Source organism: Salinicola sp. MH3R3-1, assembly GCF_001937155.1.
Taxonomy (GTDB): Bacteria; Pseudomonadota; Gammaproteobacteria; order Pseudomonadales; family Halomonadaceae; genus Salinicola; species Salinicola halophyticus.
Genome location: NZ_MSDP01000021.1, coordinates 1 through 16,341 on the forward strand (window position 1 = coordinate 1; position 16,341 = coordinate 16,341).

The 16,341-nt window shown below is 60.0% G+C and carries 13 protein-coding genes; 10 read left to right on the forward strand and 3 right to left on the reverse strand.

The annotated features are described in order from the left end of the window. From tssI to BTW08_RS19005, 5 genes are all read left to right on the forward strand, one after another. Positions 1 to 1,617 (forward strand): type VI secretion system Vgr family protein (gene tssI / locus BTW08_RS13660; RefSeq protein ID WP_139313663.1); only part of this gene is annotated, 1,617 nt, incomplete at its 5' end. Between the two features lie 17 nt (positions 1,618 to 1,634). Then, positions 1,635 to 2,549: a DUF4123 domain-containing protein gene (locus BTW08_RS13665; protein WP_083627881.1), complete on the forward strand. Its 915-nt coding sequence runs from the start codon at positions 1,635 to 1,637 to the stop codon at positions 2,547 to 2,549. Further along, entirely contained in the window at positions 2,546 to 5,266 is a 2,721-nt protein-coding gene (locus tag BTW08_RS13670) for a T6SS effector BTH_I2691 family protein (protein ID WP_075563088.1), read from the forward strand. Before BTW08_RS13665 ends, BTW08_RS13670 begins: the two co-directional genes overlap by 4 nt. Before the next feature lie 3 nt (positions 5,267 to 5,269). Beyond that, complete coding sequence (locus BTW08_RS19000) at positions 5,270 to 6,319, forward strand: DUF6708 domain-containing protein (protein ID WP_139313664.1); 1,050 nt, start codon at positions 5,270 to 5,272, stop codon at positions 6,317 to 6,319. 303 nt (positions 6,320 to 6,622) lie between these two features. Then, entirely contained in the window at positions 6,623 to 7,678 is a 1,056-nt protein-coding gene (locus BTW08_RS19005) for a DUF6708 domain-containing protein (protein ID WP_139313665.1), read from the forward strand. A gap of 120 nt (positions 7,679 to 7,798) precedes the next feature. Here the strand turns inward: BTW08_RS19005 and gatB are convergent, their stop codons facing one another. From gatB to gatC, 3 genes are all read right to left on the reverse strand, one after another. Beyond that, complete coding sequence (gene gatB / locus BTW08_RS13675) at positions 7,799 to 9,265, reverse strand: Asp-tRNA(Asn)/Glu-tRNA(Gln) amidotransferase subunit GatB (RefSeq protein ID WP_075563089.1); 1,467 nt, start codon at positions 9,263 to 9,265, stop codon at positions 7,799 to 7,801. Then, positions 9,265 to 10,722: an Asp-tRNA(Asn)/Glu-tRNA(Gln) amidotransferase subunit GatA gene (gene gatA, locus BTW08_RS13680; RefSeq protein WP_075563090.1), complete on the reverse strand. Its 1,458-nt coding sequence runs from the start codon at positions 10,720 to 10,722 to the stop codon at positions 9,265 to 9,267. Before gatA ends, gatB begins: the two co-directional genes overlap by 1 nt. 140 nt (positions 10,723 to 10,862) lie before the next feature. Then, positions 10,863 to 11,153, reverse strand: a complete 291-nt coding sequence (gatC, locus tag BTW08_RS13685) for an Asp-tRNA(Asn)/Glu-tRNA(Gln) amidotransferase subunit GatC (RefSeq protein WP_075563091.1) — start codon at positions 11,151 to 11,153, stop codon at positions 10,863 to 10,865. 382 nt (positions 11,154 to 11,535) lie between these two features. Here gatC and BTW08_RS13690 point away from each other — a divergent pair, with 382 nt between their 5' ends. The 5 genes from BTW08_RS13690 to rng all read left to right on the forward strand — a co-directional run bounded on the left by BTW08_RS13690 (position 11,536) and on the right by rng (position 16,338). Next, entirely contained in the window at positions 11,536 to 12,573 is a 1,038-nt protein-coding gene (locus BTW08_RS13690) for a rod shape-determining protein (RefSeq protein WP_071232911.1), read from the forward strand. A gap of 57 nt (positions 12,574 to 12,630) precedes the next feature. After that, positions 12,631 to 13,602: a rod shape-determining protein MreC gene (gene mreC, locus BTW08_RS13695; RefSeq protein WP_280951141.1), complete on the forward strand. Its 972-nt coding sequence runs from the start codon at positions 12,631 to 12,633 to the stop codon at positions 13,600 to 13,602. A gap of 2 nt (positions 13,603 to 13,604) precedes the next feature. After that, positions 13,605 to 14,084, forward strand: coding sequence for a rod shape-determining protein MreD (gene mreD, locus BTW08_RS13700; RefSeq protein ID WP_075563092.1), 480 nt, complete (start codon positions 13,605 to 13,607; stop codon positions 14,082 to 14,084). A 68-nt stretch (positions 14,085 to 14,152) separates the two neighbouring features. Further along, the gene (locus tag BTW08_RS13705; RefSeq protein WP_075563093.1) at positions 14,153 to 14,740 is read left to right on the forward strand and encodes a Maf family protein; all 588 of its coding nucleotides are present in this window, start codon (positions 14,153 to 14,155) and stop codon (positions 14,738 to 14,740) included. A gap of 122 nt (positions 14,741 to 14,862) precedes the next feature. After that, on the forward strand, positions 14,863 to 16,338 hold the full coding sequence (gene rng, locus BTW08_RS13710) for a ribonuclease G (protein WP_075563094.1): 1,476 nt from the start codon (positions 14,863 to 14,865) through the stop codon (positions 16,336 to 16,338). The last annotated feature ends 3 nt before the right edge of the window (positions 16,339 to 16,341 follow it).

A 16,341-nucleotide genomic window follows, 5' to 3' on the forward strand; every position in this document is an offset into this window, starting at 1 on the left:
GAACGCCAGTTCCTGCTGCTCGGCGTCAGCATTCATGCCGAAAACGCCCTGCCAGTGTCGGCCCAGCTCCAGGCACTGCCTGGCAGCCTGCAGCCGCAGATCGATGCCGCCAAGCGCGCCCATGGGCTCGAGTCAGATACCGCTGACCCTACCGGTGAACGATTGTCTGGCCATCTCAAGGACTATGCCACCGGCGGCACCGGCCACTTCCTGGTCGATGTCGAGGCCCAGCGCCGCACCCAGGCCTATCGCCATCCGCTGGCCCATCATCGCCCGGTGATCGGTGGCCCGCAGACCGCCACCGTCGTCGGCCCGGCCAATGAAGAGATCCACACCGATCACCTCAACCGCGTGCGGGTGCAGTTCCACTGGGATCGCCAAGGGCAAAACGATGAAAACTCCAGCGTCTGGCTGCGGGTCTCCCAGCCCAACGCCGGCGCCGGCTGGGGCGGCGTGTTCGTGCCGCGGATCGGCCAGGAAGTGCTGGTCGACTTCCTCGAAGGCGACGCCGACCGCCCGCTGATCACCGGGCGGGTCTACAACGGCGAACAGAGCCCCGACTGGCACAGTCACGGCCTGCTCTCCGGGTTCAAGAGCAAGACCTATCGCGGCAGCAAGTACAACGAACTCGTCTTCGACGACGCCACCGACCAGGAGCGCGTTCGCCTCAACTCCGAAGCCGAGAAGAGCCAGCTCAACCTCGGCTACCTGATCCACCAGACCGGCAACATTCGAGGTGCCTTCCGTGGGACCGGGTTCGAGCTGCGTACCGATGCCTATGGCGCCATCCGCGCCAACCAGGGGCTCTACCTCTCCAGTTGGGGCCAGCTCGGTGCCAGCGGCGACCAGCTCGACCTCACCCCGGCCCGACAGCAGCTCGACAGCGCCTATAACCTCACCGACACGCTCAGTCAGAGCGCCCAGGATCACAATGCCGAAGCGCTCGACAGTCGTACCCACCTCAAGCAGGCAGGCGAGGACGCCGACGACCGCTACGGCAACAGCGAACAGCTCGTCGATTCACAGGGTCAGGCCAACCAGGATAGTGCCAGTGGCGCCAGTGACAGCGGCGGACGGGGCCAGGCCGCCCGCATGAAAGCGCCCTGGCTGCATCTGGCCTCGCCGGCGGGCATCACTCTGAGCACGCCGGAGTCGACCCATCTGGCTCAGGGCAAGTCGTTGAGTGTCTCGAGCGGTGAGGACGTCAATATCGCCACGGGCAAAAGCCTGGTGGCATCGATCTCAGAAAAGCTGTCGCTGTTCGTCTACCGCGCCGGCATCAAACTGTTCGCCGCCCGCGGCAAGGTCGAAGTTCAGGCCCAGAGCGATGCGATGGAGTTGACCGCGCAGAAAGACGTCAAGATCACCTCCACCGAAGGGCGGGTCGAGATCAACGCCGCCAACGGCATCCTGCTGAACAGCGGTGGCGGCTATATCCGCATCGAAGGCGGCAATATCGACGTCCACGGCCCCGGCAAGATCGATATCAAGGGGGCCCAGCACAGCTTCGGCGGGCCGGCGAGCATGGATGCCGCCATGCCAGAGTTGCCGGAGGGCGCCTGTGAGACCCAGTTTGCCGGAGACGATTCGGCTTCTGCGGGTGCCAGCGCGCTATAGCCGGAGAGGCCGAGATCATGGAGCGTCAGAAAACGTCCCCAAAGCAGGATAGCCCGGCCTCCCGGGTTGGCGCGGCCGGTCCGTTCGACCCCAACTGGCTACAGCCGGATAGACATCGATATGCACTATTGAATCCGCTACACGTTGCGTCCAGCGATCGCGACGACCTGGATAGCCACACGTTGAAAACGCCGAGCGTCAAGGTACGTGATCCACTGCTACCTCAGTTGGTCTGTTTGGAGTCACTCTCGCTGACACAGCGTGAGCATCTGGCCAAGCGGATCGAGCAGTACGCCAAGCGCGGTAGCGTCTTCCTGTCTGCCTTGTTGCAAAGTGAAGCGGACACCGAAGAGGTGATCAGGCACTTCCGTTTCACCCTCGAACAGGCACGTCCGGGAAGTCGGAGACGCTGGTGGCTGCGTTGCTACGATCCACGAGTCTTTCGTCACTTGTGCTGGCTGCTCGAGACCACGAGCATGGATCGCTTGCTGGGTCCTATCACCTGCTGGCGTTGGCCGAATCAGTACGGCCAGTGGCATGCGCTCGAGCGCCATGAAGCGTCCGATCTTTCGACTCGTGCGCCTTTGCTGTCTGCCTCGCAGTGGTCGTGTATCGACCGCATGACCTCTCTCAACGCCGTCATCGACCGGCTGGCCATGCTGAAGCCGGAAGCCGTGGCCTCGTTCGACGGCTACAGGGATTTGGACGGCCTGCTGGTCAAGGCACAGCAGCTCGGCTTGGCCGACGCCGAGGGCCGCCAACTCTACGCCGAGCAAGCCGCTCGTTTTCACCCACACATTCACGATCACCCCGAGATGCGACGGCGCCTCGATCAGACGGTCGAGACACAGGGCAGCTACGTGCGCCGCTGTGAAGACCTCTCAGCCCAGTCGTTACTCGCCATGGCACGGGAACTGGAGACCATCACATGAGTGGAGCATCCGAGGACGTACAGTCGATCGCCAATTGTCGCGTGTGCCAGCGCAGCGGGTTGCCGATTCTGCCGCTGCGATATGCCGTCACGCGAACGGATGGGGGAGATCAGTCCGGCCATCCTCCTGGCCCCGAGATTAGTGGCGCTTTGCTCGATGAAAGCTTCGCGGCAACGCCATTACCTGAAGGGCAACGCTATACGCTCAGGCTGCTGCGCGCGGGGTTTCTCTATGTGTTCAACGAGACGCGTGGCCGCTGGATCGGCCATGCCGTCACCGAAAAAGGCTACCTGATCGAATATGTCGACGTCTCTCACGACGAAGTGATGGCGATCGATCCCGATAGCCCGCAGCCCATTGATGGCCGCTTGCAGCCGCCTGCCGACGAGCAGGAGTTTGCCTGCGCCGCCAATCCATCGCACGCCTATCCGGGGCGCTGTGTGATGATCCCCAATGCAGACAAGGCTGATAACGTCTATTTGTCCTTCTCCGACGTGGCATGGACCAAGCGGGTCTGGAAAGAACACGCAACCAATGCGAACCAGCGACGTGACAACATGCGTCGGGTTTCGCTCGGGGCATGGCGTGGTGGCAGCGCGCCCTACGCAGAGTCGCTGGAAAAATTGGGGGACATCGTCGCTGAAGCCGGGCGTATCTGGACGCCGCCGGATCAGCATGATGCTTCCGGCACATGGCGGCCCGGCGCTTCGGGAACCTGGGAACGTCAGGACGGACACGCTTTCGAGTTCAGTCCATTTCCGTTCCATGGCATGAAAGAGCAGGTCGAGGGGCTCAAGCGGTGGGCAGACGAGCAGGCCGAACCGCTGGATATGACACCCATGCTGGTTGCGCTGGAAGACCCGGTGGGGATTTCGGCAGATCTCGCCAGCCTGACGGGCGTAAGGTTGAAGGAGAAGATGGCCGACCCTGAACAGGCCCGTCCTCTGGCGGTCTCCTCGGTCATCAATAACATCCGCCAAAGCATCCGCGAGGATGCTGAAAATCGCCAGATCTACCGTACCGAGCGTGACGCTTATCAGACGGTCTACGGTGGTCCCGGCGCTGGTGGCCGGGCGTTGGCCGGCCTGCTTGTCGATGGTTTTCAAGAGCGCCAGGAGGAGATGCTGGAGCGTTGGCGCAACCCCACACCAGCACAACTGGTGGCCGCCAAGGAGGATGCCTGGAGCGATTATACCGACAAGCTGGATATGTCTCGGCTTCAGTCCTGGGAAGCGGCGTGGCAGAGTGAGATGCGCGACTTCGACAAGAATCGCATTGCGCCCCTGGCGCGTGCTCATGTCAGTTGGATGCAGAGCGATCCACTCTATCATCAGATGAATGCGGTGCATGACGACCAAGATATCGAATCTGGCGCCGCATTCGTGGATGCCATGTTGATCTGTATTCAAGACACGCAGGAGTACTCGCCCTGCGCGGAGCTATATCACCGCTGGCTATCTGCATCGAATCTCGATCAACGTAACCTGGCGTTGCGGGCGCTGGGCTACAACCAGAAAATCATACTGGAGCGGTGGGAAGGGCACGTCAGCGGCGGCTTACAGCCTGACTCCCTGCGCGGTTTACCATGGGATGGCTTGATCGGTGGCTATGAAAACGCACTGCAGTCACTTCAGGATGGTAGCCAGAATGCCGTAGTCCGGCTGACGGCCGCTTTGGGCGGGCCTTTCGCTAAGGTAGCGGCCAAGGCAGTCGATGGTGTCGTCGGCCCTGCGCTAGTCGGTATGGGCGTCATTGCACGTTCGCCTGTCATCCTGGCTGACGTGACGATGAGCAAGAAAGCCGCGATTGCGGAACTGGTCTCTAGAATGGCGGCCATCAACCCTGAGATCGGCAATCTGGAAGACCTGAATCGTGCCATCGACATCCAGATGCGCAAGGCACGCATCTATGGTGTGCCGGTCGAAGGGACCGGAAGATTTCGCTACCTGATCCTGGCCAATCCCAAAGTCATCGAGGATTTTCCCGGCCTGAACGCTCAAGGTGGTGCAAGGCAACTGGCGGAATCGGCAGTCCTGACCCAGGCAGATCGGCGCGCGATGACGCAGCTCAGGTGGCGGCAACTGCTGCCTACCGAGGCTGGGCTTGGCGTGGTCACAGGTATTCTACAGGTTATGGCGCTGTTCAAACTGTCCGATGATCTGGACAGCAGCATGGCCTACGAGCGAGGCGAGAACCGGCGGCGCTTCTGGACGGGGACGGCTGGGCTGGTAGGTACAGTCGCGGAAACCGTAGGTAAATGGTCCGAGAGTGCTGTGAAGACGGGTAGTCGATACGCCTTACGTATGGAGAAGACAATCGGCCTCTGGCTAAGGACAGGTGGGCGAGTGCTAGGAGTAGGCGCAGGTGTGGTAATGGCTGCGTGGGACAGTATTCGTGGTTGGCAGGAAGTGCAGGAAGGTAATGCGCTTGTCGGTGGGCTATTGTTCACCTCTGCTGGGTTTAGTGTCTTTGCAACCGGGGTGTTTGCTGGCTGGTTTGGAGCGACGATTTTTGGGGTTTCTGCTACAGGTATTGGAATTGTTTTAGTTGTTTTAATTGTAGTTATTGCAGTTGTGATTGAGATTTTTAAAGACGATAAGATACAGGATTGGATGGAGCGTTGTTACTTTGGAAAATTTGATGTCTCTGAGCGCTATGGTGATTCAAAGCGAGAAATTGGCGAGCTGAAGACTGCGCTGAATAGTGTAGGAGGTTAAGTTATGGATTATTCTGGTCTCGGTAAGAGGAATCGGTTCTCCGTTGGTTATCGTCTAAGCGATGAGAAATCTTCTGCTCGCTATATTCAAGGTGAATCTGTAAAAAGCATGCCGATGGATTTTTTTTCGGTCATAAAAGTCAATAGTAGTTATATTGAGCTGGTAGACCGCTGGTATCCAATTCGCGGGTTTTGGGCATGGCTTTCAGTGATGCTGGGATGCGGTTCGCTATTGGTGTCTGGCGCGTTGCTATATGCGGTTTTTTTTCCAATAGGTGAACCGATGATTCCGGGGGTGGGAGCAAAAATATTTTTTTTATTTCTCTCCTTGATGTTCTTTTTAGTTGCTTGTTTTGGGGCATGGTACGCTTTCAAAGTTGAGTGTTTAGGATATACCCATTATCCCATCCGCTTGAACAGGAAGACTCGAGAAGTTTATTTTTTCCGCCAAGACGGAACAGTGTTAACCGTGCCTTGGGAATCTCTTTCTTTGACGCTGGGTGAATCCAAGAATCCTCTAGTTGGAAAGACTTATGATCTGCGTGCTCGTGTTCTGGAGGAAGACGGTGAGACGGTTCGCGAATCGTTCTCTTTAGGCTATACATTTCCAGGTAAACCTGAGTCAATGGATAAATTTTGGGCTTTCTTGCAGCCTTATATGGAAGCCGAAGATGGTGTGGAACGCACGTGTCGAGAGTTAAGAAAGAGCCTTTTGATGCCAGTCGATGGTCGTCGAGAAGGATGGCGATGGAGTATTTTTCGGACTTTTGCTCCAGGGCTACATTACCCATGGACAATGCTTCTGCTATGCATCCCATTAGGTTTGAATGCTGTGGGCCGTATGCTTGCAATGAGTACTTGCAAAATACCGCAATGGCCGGAAGAGGTGGAGCGAGCCAATCCAGAGGAGCCGGACGACCCTTACCGACTGACCTGGCGCGATAATGGCCCGCTGGGCTGGTGGGAGCTTTACTGGCCCCTTCTATGTACCGTTATTGGCGTGGGTTCTTTTATCGGGATTTTAGGCTGGGTGATTTCCGGCCTATGGCGATAATGATTGAACATTATTCGTCAACAGCCGTCGACCAGTGACGAGCTGGCAGTGTGGAAGCTCATAGCAACCTGCTATGAGCTTTGCTGATGCATTCTAACTGCTGTCCAGTGTCACGAAAATTCGTCTTGTATTTACTAAATGCGGCTCAGCTGAGTGGCAGGTTGCTTCACTGTCAGTGCCCCCACTTTCTGCGTGTTCAGATTTGCCCAATACTGATCGCATAAGGGTGTATGATCATTATTATCCGAAGTCCGAGATGTGAGAGCGTGACTTGGAATGGTCAGGTGAACTAGGTGAATTAAGATGGATTATGCTGGGCTGGATTATCGGAATGTTCGCTTCCCTGTTGACCGAGCCTTGACAGAGGCTGAACGCGCTTCGCGTTACAATCAAGGGCAGCGGGGAAGGGCTACACCGATGGATTTTCTATCGGTTGCGAAGGTTAATTCAGAATATATAGATCTTGTTGACAGATGGTACCCAATAAAGGGTTTTAATGTGTGGTTGGGGGGGTGCGTCTTATTAATTTCCATAGGCATGCTATTTGCAATATATGGAGGTGTTTTCTTTTCTGGTCGTACTGCCCCAGTGGAAGTGGTGGACTGGATTGGTATTGTTGGGCTGACGCCACTTTTTCTGTGCTTGGCATGGGCTGGTTGGTGGCTAATCCGCACCGAATGTGGGCGATACACTCATTACCCGATTCGCCTGAATCGCAAAAGCCGTCAAGTCTATTTTTTCCGCCAAAATGGTACGGTGTTGACAGCGCCATGGGAGTCATTGTTTCTGACATTGGGTGAATCGAAAAGCCCCTTGGCTGGAACGACTTATGACCTGCGTGCTCATGTGCTCTACGATGATGGCGAAACGGTTCGCGAGTCTTTTTCGCTTGGTTACCCTTCCCCACTAGGTAATGCGCAGTCGATTGATAAATTTTGGGCCTTTCTGCAACCCTATATGGAAGCGGAAGATGGTGTGGAGAGAACCTGGCACCACCTCAAGGAAAATACGGGATATTTGGTGCCCGTCGATAATCGCAGGGAAGGCTGGCGCTGGAGCATTGCGCGTAGCTTTATGCTGGGAGCCCACTGGCCTTACCTTCAGCTTCTGTTTTCGCCCTTCCTTGGACTGAATGCACTAGGCCGTATGTTGGCAATGAGCACCAGTAAAATACCGCAATGGCCGGAAGAGGTGGAACGAGCCAATCCAGAGGAGCCGGATGATCCTTACCGCCTGACCTGGCGCGATAATGGCCCGCTGGGCTGGTGGGAGCTTTACTGGCCCCTGCTTTGCACTGTCATTGGCGTTGGCGCTTTTGTCGGTGTTCTTGGTTGGGTGATTTCTGGCCTATGGCGTTGAATGTGTAAGCATCTTTAGAAATTGTCAGCTATTAACATGCTGTGATTCAAAAACCCATGGCATTAGCCATGGGTTTTTTTTATTTCCAGCTCATCAATTCCAATCAGCTCATGTGCAGGGTCACGCCTCGTCCAGCTTCTGCTTGAGCACGCCGTTGACCTGCTGCGGGTTGGCGGTGCCGCGGGAGGCCTTCATCACCTGCCCGACGAAGTAACCGATCATCTTGCCGCGCTTTTCCGGTTCGGCGTCGCGGTACTGGGCGACCTGCACTGGGCTTTCCAGAATGACCTGGTCGATCATCGCTTCGATGGCGCCGGTGTCGGTGACCTGTTTGAGGCCGCGGGTGTCGATGATCTCGTCGGCGCTGGCGCCTTCGTTGTTCCACAGCGCGGCGAAGACCTGCTTGGCAGCCTTGCCGTTGATGGTGTCGTCGAGCACACGCTGGATCAGGCCACCGAGCTGCTCCGGTGTGACCGGGCTGTTGGCAATGTCGATGTTCTCGCGATTGAGGTGCGCGGAGAGTTCGCCCTGGACCCAGTTGGCGGCCTGCTTGGCATCGCCGCAGACGGCCAACACGGCTTCGAAATATTCGGCCGTCGGGCGCGTCGCGGAGAGTACGCCAGCGTCGTAGGCAGATAGACCAAGGCTCGTCTCGAAGCGGTTGTGCTTCTGGGTGGGGAGCTCCGGCAGAGTCGAACGCTGGTGCTCGATATAGGCGCTGTCGAGCATGATCGGCAGCAGGTCGGGGCAGGGGAAGTACCGGTAGTCGTTGGCTTCTTCCTTGGTCCGCATGCTGCGGGTTTCATCCCGATCCGGATCGTAGAGCCGGGTTTCCTGCACGACCTTGCCGCCGTCTTCGATCAGCTCGATCTGACGTTCGACCTCGAATTCGATCGCGCGCTCGACGAAGCGGAACGAGTTGACGTTCTTGATCTCGGCGCGGGTGCCCAGCGTTTCCTGACCCTTGGGGCGCACCGAGACGTTGACGTCGCAGCGCATCGAGCCCTCGGCCATGTTGCCGTCGGAGATGCCCAGGTACGTGACGATGGCGTGAATCGCACGAATGTAGGCGACCGCTTCCTTGGCCGAGCGCATGTCGGGTTCGGAGACGATCTCCAGCAGCGGCGTACCGGCCCGGTTGAGGTCGATCCCGGTCATGTCGCGGCCCATGCCGTTGGAGAACGTCTCGTGCAGCGACTTGCCGGCGTCCTCTTCCAGGTGGGCATGATGGATGCGTACGCGCTTGCGCACGTCGTCATCCAGCACCAGCTCGACTTCGCCCCGGCCGACGATGGGCTGGGCCATCTGGCTGGTCTGGTAGCCCTTGGGCAGGTCCGGATAGAAGTAGTTCTTGCGCTCGAACAGCGAGGTTTCGGGGATCTCGGCATCGATGGCCAGGCCGAACTGCACGGCCATCGCCACGGCACCTTCATTGAGCACCGGCAGCACGCCCGGCAGGCCCAGGTCGATGGCGCAGGCCTGGGTGTTGGGTTCGGCACCGAACGCGGTAGAGGCGCCGGAAAATATCTTGGACTGAGTCGCGAGCTGGACGTGGACTTCCAACCCGATCACGGTTTCCCATTGCATTAGGTTGTCTCCTGGTCGCTCGGATGCCGACGGTGCCAGTCCGTCGCCTGCTGGAACTGATGCGCCACGTTGAGCAGTTGGCCCTCGGCAAAGTGCTGACCGAGAATCTGGAGGCCGATAGGGCGTTTGCCGGCAAATCCGGCGGGAACGCTGATGCCTGGAATGCCGGCGAGATTGGTGGCGATGGTGTAGATGTCCTGCAGGTACATCGAGACCGGGTCCTTCTTGGCGCCCAGGTCGAAGGCCGGGGTCGGCGCTGCCGGGCCCATCAATACGTCGACCTTCTCGAAGGCATCGAGGAAGTCCTGACGGATCAGTCGGCGGATCTGCTGCGCCTTGCGGTAGTAGGCATCGAAGAAGCCTTCCGACAGGGTGTGGGTCCCGATCAGGATGCGGCGCTTGACCTCTTCGCCGAAGCCCTCGGCGCGACTGCGCTTGTAGAGGTCTTCCAGGTCGACCGGACTGTCGCAGCGATGGCCGAAGCGCACGCCGTCGTAACGGGACAGGTTCGAGGACGCTTCCGCCGGCGCGATGACGTAATACGCCGGTACCGCCAGGTGTGTGTGCGGCAGGCTGACTTCGCACACTTGGGCGCCCAGCGACTCGTAGACCCGGATCGCTTCGCGAATGGCGCTTTCCACTTCCGCATCGAGGCCGTCGCCGAAGTACTCCTTGGGCAGGCCGATCTTGAGTCCGGTCAGCGGTGCATCCAGTTCGGCGAGATAGTCCGGCACCACGCGGGCGACGCTGGTGGAATCGCGCAGGTCATGCCCGGCGATGGCACCGAGCAGATGCGCGCAGTCTTCCGCGCTCTGGGCCATCGGGCCGCCCTGGTCGAGGCTCGAGGCGAACGCGACCATGCCGTAGCGGGACACGCGGCCGTAGGTCGGCTTGAGTCCGGTGATGCCGCAGAACGCTGCCGGTTGGCGAATCGAGCCACCGGTATCGGTGCCCAGCGCCGCAGGGGCGAAGCCTGCCGCGACGGCAGCGGCGCTGCCGCCGGAGGAACCGCCGGGCACGGCGGTGCGGTCCCACGGGTTCTTGACCGGGCCGTAGAAGCTCGATTCGTTCGACGACCCCATGGCGAATTCGTCCATGTTGGTCTTGCCGAGGCTGATCATGCCGGCAGCTTCCAGCTTTTCGACCACCGTGGCGTTGTAGGGCGCCTGGAAGTTGTCGAGCATCTTCGAGCCGCAGCTGGTGCGAACGCCCTGGGTGCAGAAGATGTCCTTGATCGCCAGCGGCAGGCCGGCAAGCGGACGCGATTCGCCCTTGGCGCGAGCCTGATCGGCGGCATCGGCCGCGCTGAGCGCCTGATCGCGGGTGACGGTAACGAAGCTGTTGATGTCACCATCCAGACGCTCGATGCGATCGAGCAGGCTGGTGGTCAGCTCTCGGCTGGAAAAGTCGCCGGCCTTGAGGCCCCTGGCGAGTTCCGTGAGCGTCATATGATGCATGGGGTCGATATTCCCTGAGTCAAATCATTGTCCGCGTCGGTGCCACCGGCTTGCCGGGGTGGCACCTTGCAAAATCGGTGTCGAACTTATCTTCGTCTGTCGATAGCGCCGAACTTATTCGTCTGTCGATAGCGTCGAACTTATTCGACGACGCGTGGTACTAAGTAGAGACCTTCGGCCGTTTCCGGTGCGCAGGCCTGGAAAGTATCGCGCTGGTTGGTTTCGGTGACTTCATCCGGGCGCAGACGCTGGGTGGCGTCCAGGGGGTGTGACAGCGGTACCACGCCGTCGGTGTCCACGGCCTGGAGGCGATCGACCATCTCCAGGATCCGGGTCAGGTCATCGACATAGCCAGCCGCCTCGGCCTCGTTGTTGAGGCCCAGGCGGGCCAAATGGGCCGCGCGCAGCACGTCTGCGTGTTCGATTGCCATATGTTGAATGCCCTCTCATGGGGGACAACGTGTCTTGAGGCCGAGGACGCTACGTTCGAGCATCCGTTTCAGTCACGTTCGTCGCGGAAAGAAAGTGGTGTCGTGCTGAGGCCGTGGCGATCCGTTCGCGGCAACCCGTTCGTGACAACCCATCGGTTGCAAACCAGTCGTTGCAAATGGTGCGTTGCGACCAGTCGATGACGGCAAGCCGCTCGAACGCCGTCACGACAAATCTGACCAAGGCAAATTCGCCAGGCAGCAAATGGAGGAGACATTATCATATTAACGCCCCATCTGGCAGGCTCGCGCTTGCTGCTTACCCCCCACGGTGATACCGTTTGCGTCCGCACAGGGTTCCGGTCTGCACTAGGTAAAAGTTTCCATGTTTAAACGTTTACGGGGGCTGTTCTCGAGCGATCTTTCGATCGATCTGGGGACCGCCAACACGCTGATTTACGTCCGCGGTCGCGGTATCGTCCTGGACGAACCCTCCGTTGTGGCGATTCGTCAATCCGGCAACATGCGCAGCGTTGCGGCCGTCGGCCTCGACGCCAAAAGAATGCTGGGGCGCACGCCCGGTAACATTACCGCTATCCGTCCGATGAAGGATGGCGTGATTGCTGATTTCACCGTTACCGAGCAGATGCTGCAGCATTTCATTCGCAAGGTTCATCAGAGCACTTTCCTGACGCCGAGTCCGCGCGTGCTGGTCTGCGTTCCCTGCATGTCGACGCAGGTCGAACGCCGCGCGATCAAGGAGTCCGCCGAAGGTGCTGGCGCTCGCGATGTCTATCTGATCGAGGAGCCGATGGCAGCCGCGATCGGCGCTGGTCTGCCGGTCGAAGAGGCTCAGGGGTCGATGGTCGTCGACATCGGTGGCGGTACCACCGAAATCGCGATCATCTCGCTCAACGGTGTCGTCTACTCCGAATCCGTTCGCGTGGGTGGGGATCGCTTCGATGAGGCCATCACTTCCTACGTGCGTCGCCACTACGGCAGCCTGATCGGCGAAGCCACGGCGGAGCGGATCAAGGAGGAGGTAGGCTGCGCCTACCCGGGTGGCGAGCTGCGCGAGATCGACGTGCGCGGGCGCAACCTGGCCGAAGGGATTCCGCGCAGTTTCACGCTCAACTCCCACGAGATTCTCGATGCGCTGCAGGAGCCGCTGGCGTCCATTGTCACGGCCGTGAAGAGTGCACTCGAGCAGTCTCCGCCGGAACTTGCCTCCGACATCGCCGAGCGCGGTCTGGTGTTGACCGGCGGCGGCGCGCTGCTGCGCGACATCGACAAGCTGATCGCCGAGGAAACGGGCCTGCCGGTCATCATCGCCGAAGATCCGCTGACCTGCGTGGCACGTGGCGGCGGCAAGGCGCTCGAGATGATCGACCAGCATACTTTCGAGCTGCTCTCCAGCGATTGAGGCCCGCCGCGACGGATGAGGTCGCCACGCGGCTTCCTTCGTCCTCGGTAGGTGGGGGTGAGGCCTATCAAACCGCTGTTTTCCTACGGTCCGATACCCACGTACCGCATGCTGTTGTGTGCGGTGCTGGCGTTCGCGCTCATGTTTGCCGAACACCGCTTCAGCGCGGTGGAGACGGCGCGCTCTCATATGACCTCGGTGGTGGCGCCGATCCAGTGGCTGGTGGCGCTGCCCAGCGAAGGGGTGCGCTGGAGCGCCATGGCGATTTCCGACCAGCAGACGCTGATTGACGAGAACGGTCGACTGCGCGAGCAACTGCTGACGCTGTCCAACCGTGTCCAGCGAATGGCGAGCCTGACCGCCGAGAACATCCATCTGCGCGAACTGCTCAACGCGCCCAATCCCGCCGATGTGCCCTATATCACCGCTCAGCTGCTGTCGCTGGATTCCGATCCATTCACGCAGCAGATGGTGATCAACCGCGGCCGGCGCGACAGCGTCTACATTGGCCAGCCGGTAATGGATGCCTCGGGCCTGATCGGGCAGGTGGTCTCGGTTTCGGCTTACACCAGTCGGGTGCTGATGGTGGCGGACGCTAACCACGCCGTACCGGTCGAGATCAATCGCAATGGTCTGCGTTTCATCGCCCAGGGCACGGGCCAGTTGGATACCCTCAATATCCCCAGCGTGCCGGCCACGGCAGATATTCGCGAAGGCGATCTGCTGGTGACTTCCGGGCTGGGCGGGCGCTTCCCGCAGGGTTACCCGGTGGCGCGGGTCAAGAGCGTCAAGCGCGAGTCGAGTCAGGCGTTCATGGAAGTGGCGGCCGAGCCGATTGCCCAGCCGGAACGTTCGCGTTACTTCCTGCTGCTGTTCCCTCCCGAAAAACCCGATGAAAACCTGAGCGGTCCGGAGCGGATGGCGCGTCAGGTGGTATGGCCCGGTGATCCCGGGCATCCGGCTATCAACCGTATCAGTGAAGATGCGCTGACCGCGGCGCTGACCCTGCAGTCCGAGGAACAGGAGTAGGCATGGGCCCGTTCGGTTATCTCTTTGTCTGGTTCACGCTACTGCTGGCGCTTTGTCTGCAGGTGATGCCCCTGCCGGATGCCTGGCTGGTCTGGCGGCCGGACTGGCTGGGCGTGCTGCTGGCCTACTGGTGCGTGGTGACCCCGCAGCGCGTGGGCGTTCTCCATGGCTTCGTGCTGGGGTTGATGCTCGATCTGATCGAGGGCGCGCCGCTGGGACAGAATGCCCTGGTGCTGTCGCTGCTCGCGTATCTCTTCCTGCTGTTGTACCAGCGCTTCCGGGTCTACTCGATCTGGCAGCAGGCGGTACTGGTCTTCATCCTGCTGGGCATTGCGCAACTGATCGAGCAGTGGTTGCGCACGATTTACGGCCCTATCTCCCTGAGCCTCGAATTTCTGCTGCCGGCGCTGATCGGCTCGCTATTGTGGCCGTGGCTCTACACCATGATGCAGGTGGTCAGGCGTCGTCTCGGTATCGGCTAGGGGCGCCCGCTCCAAGAAACTCGCCAGCGTATGGCGCTGGTGCCTTGTGACTGATCAGGAGACGATCCATGGAAGCTGCGCCGACACTGCGGCTGGCATCGGCTTCGCCACGGCGACTTGAACTGCTGGCTTCGATCGGGGTGGTGGTAGAGATCGCCCCCGCGGATATCGATGAGTCCTGTCTGGAAGGGGAGTCGCCCGAGCATTTCGTTTCCCGCCTGGCCCGCGAGAAGGCCGAAGCGGGCCACCGGGAAAGCGCGCTGCCCACGCTGGGGGCGGATACCGTGGTCGTCTGCGATGGCGCTATTTTCGGCAAGCCACGTGATGAAGTGCATGCCCGCGAGATGCTGACGGCGCTGTCCGGCCGAAGCCATCTCGTGCTGTCGGCGGTGGCAGTCATCGGTGCCCACAGTGTGCGCGAATGCCGGGTCGCCACGCAGGTGTTCATGCGTCGGATCGATGACGTGGAGATGGCCGCCTATTGGGCGACCGGAGAGCCGGCAGACAAGGCCGGCGGATATGCGGTCCAGGGTCGTGCGGCGATATTCGTCGAACGCCTGGAAGGTAGCTACTCCGCCGTTGTCGGACTGCCACTTTACGAAACGGCGTCGCTGCTGCGCGCGCAAGGTGTGGCAGTGTGGGATGGCGCGTTGTGAAACGGCGTTCAAGAAGCACTTTTTATGAGTGAAGCGGGGGCTGTGCCATACTCCTCGCTGCTCCGTTCGCCCGTCAGGGGTGTTGCCGATGCGCTCGAACCACTCGCCACAAGGATGCCTGCATGAGCGGTGAGGTACTGATCAATCTGACGCCGATGGAGACACGGGTCGCCGTGGTGGAAAACGGCGTGCTGCAGGAGGCCTTCATCGAGCGTAGCCGACGCCGTGGCATCGTCGGCAATATCTACAAGGGCAAGGTGGTGCGGGTCCTTCCGGGTATGCAGGCCGCGTTCATCGATATCGGGCTCGAGCGAGCCGCGTTCATACACGTCAACGAAGTCCTGCCGCCCGACGCCTCGCATGATTCGATGCGCGATGAGCCGGCGTCGATCAGCCATCTGTTGCACGCCGGGCAGCCATTGGTGGTCCAGGTGACCAAGGATCCGATCGGGTCGAAGGGCGCGCGGCTGACCACGCATCTCTCGATCCCGTCCCGCTATCTGGTCTACATGCCGGATTCCCCTCACGTCGGCGTTTCCCAGCGGATCGAGGATGACGGAGAACGCGAGCGACTCAAGTCGCTGGTCGAAAGCGGTCAGGCCGAGTTGCCGGGCGAAGAGCGGGGAGGATTCATCATCCGTACCGCCGCGGAGGGCGTCGGCCGGGAAGAGCTCTTCGCCGACATGGTCTTTCTGCAGCGGCTGTGGCAGAAGGTCTCCGAGCGGCGAATCACCGCTCCGATAACCACGCCGATCTACGACGACCTGCCGCTGTTCATCCGCACGCTGCGCGACGTTATGCGCGATCAGATCGAGAAGGTGCGCATCGACTCCCGCGAGAACTATTTCAAGCTCAAGGAGTTTGCCCGGGAGTTCATGCCGACCATGGAGTCGCGCATCGAGTATTACCCCGGGGAGCGTCCGATCTTCGATCTCTACAGCGTCGAAGACGAGATCCAGAAAGCGCTGGGGCGCAAGGTTCAGCTCAAGTCCGGGGGCTACCTGGTCATCGATCAGACCGAGGCGATGACCACCATCGACGTCAATACCGGTGGCTACGTCGGGCATCGCAATCTCGAAGAGACGATCTTCAAGACCAACCTCGAGGCCGCCACGGCCATCGCCCGACAGCTGCGGCTGCGCAATCTGGGCGGCATCATCATCATCGATTTCATTGACATGGAGGAGCTCGAGCATCAGCGCCAGGTGCTGCGGGTGCTCGAGAAGTCGCTCGAGCGGGATCACGCCAAGAACAAGCTGACCGGCGTCACCGAACTGGGCCTGGTGCAGCTGACCCGCAAACGCACGCGCGAGAGTCTAGAGCAGACGCTGTGCGAGGCCTGTCCCACCTGCCTGGGGCGCGGGTCGCTGAAGACGCCGGAAACGATCTGCTATGAAATTTTCCGCGAAATTCTCCGCGAAGAGCGGGCCTATTCGCCGGAGACCTACATGGTGCTGGCGTCCCAGTCGGTGGTCGACCGCCTGCTCGACGAAGAGTCTTCCGCCGTGGCCGACCTCGAGTCCTTCATCGGCAAGACCATTCGATTCCAGGTCGAGGCCCACTATTCCCAGGAACAGTACGATATCGTACTGATGTGAGCC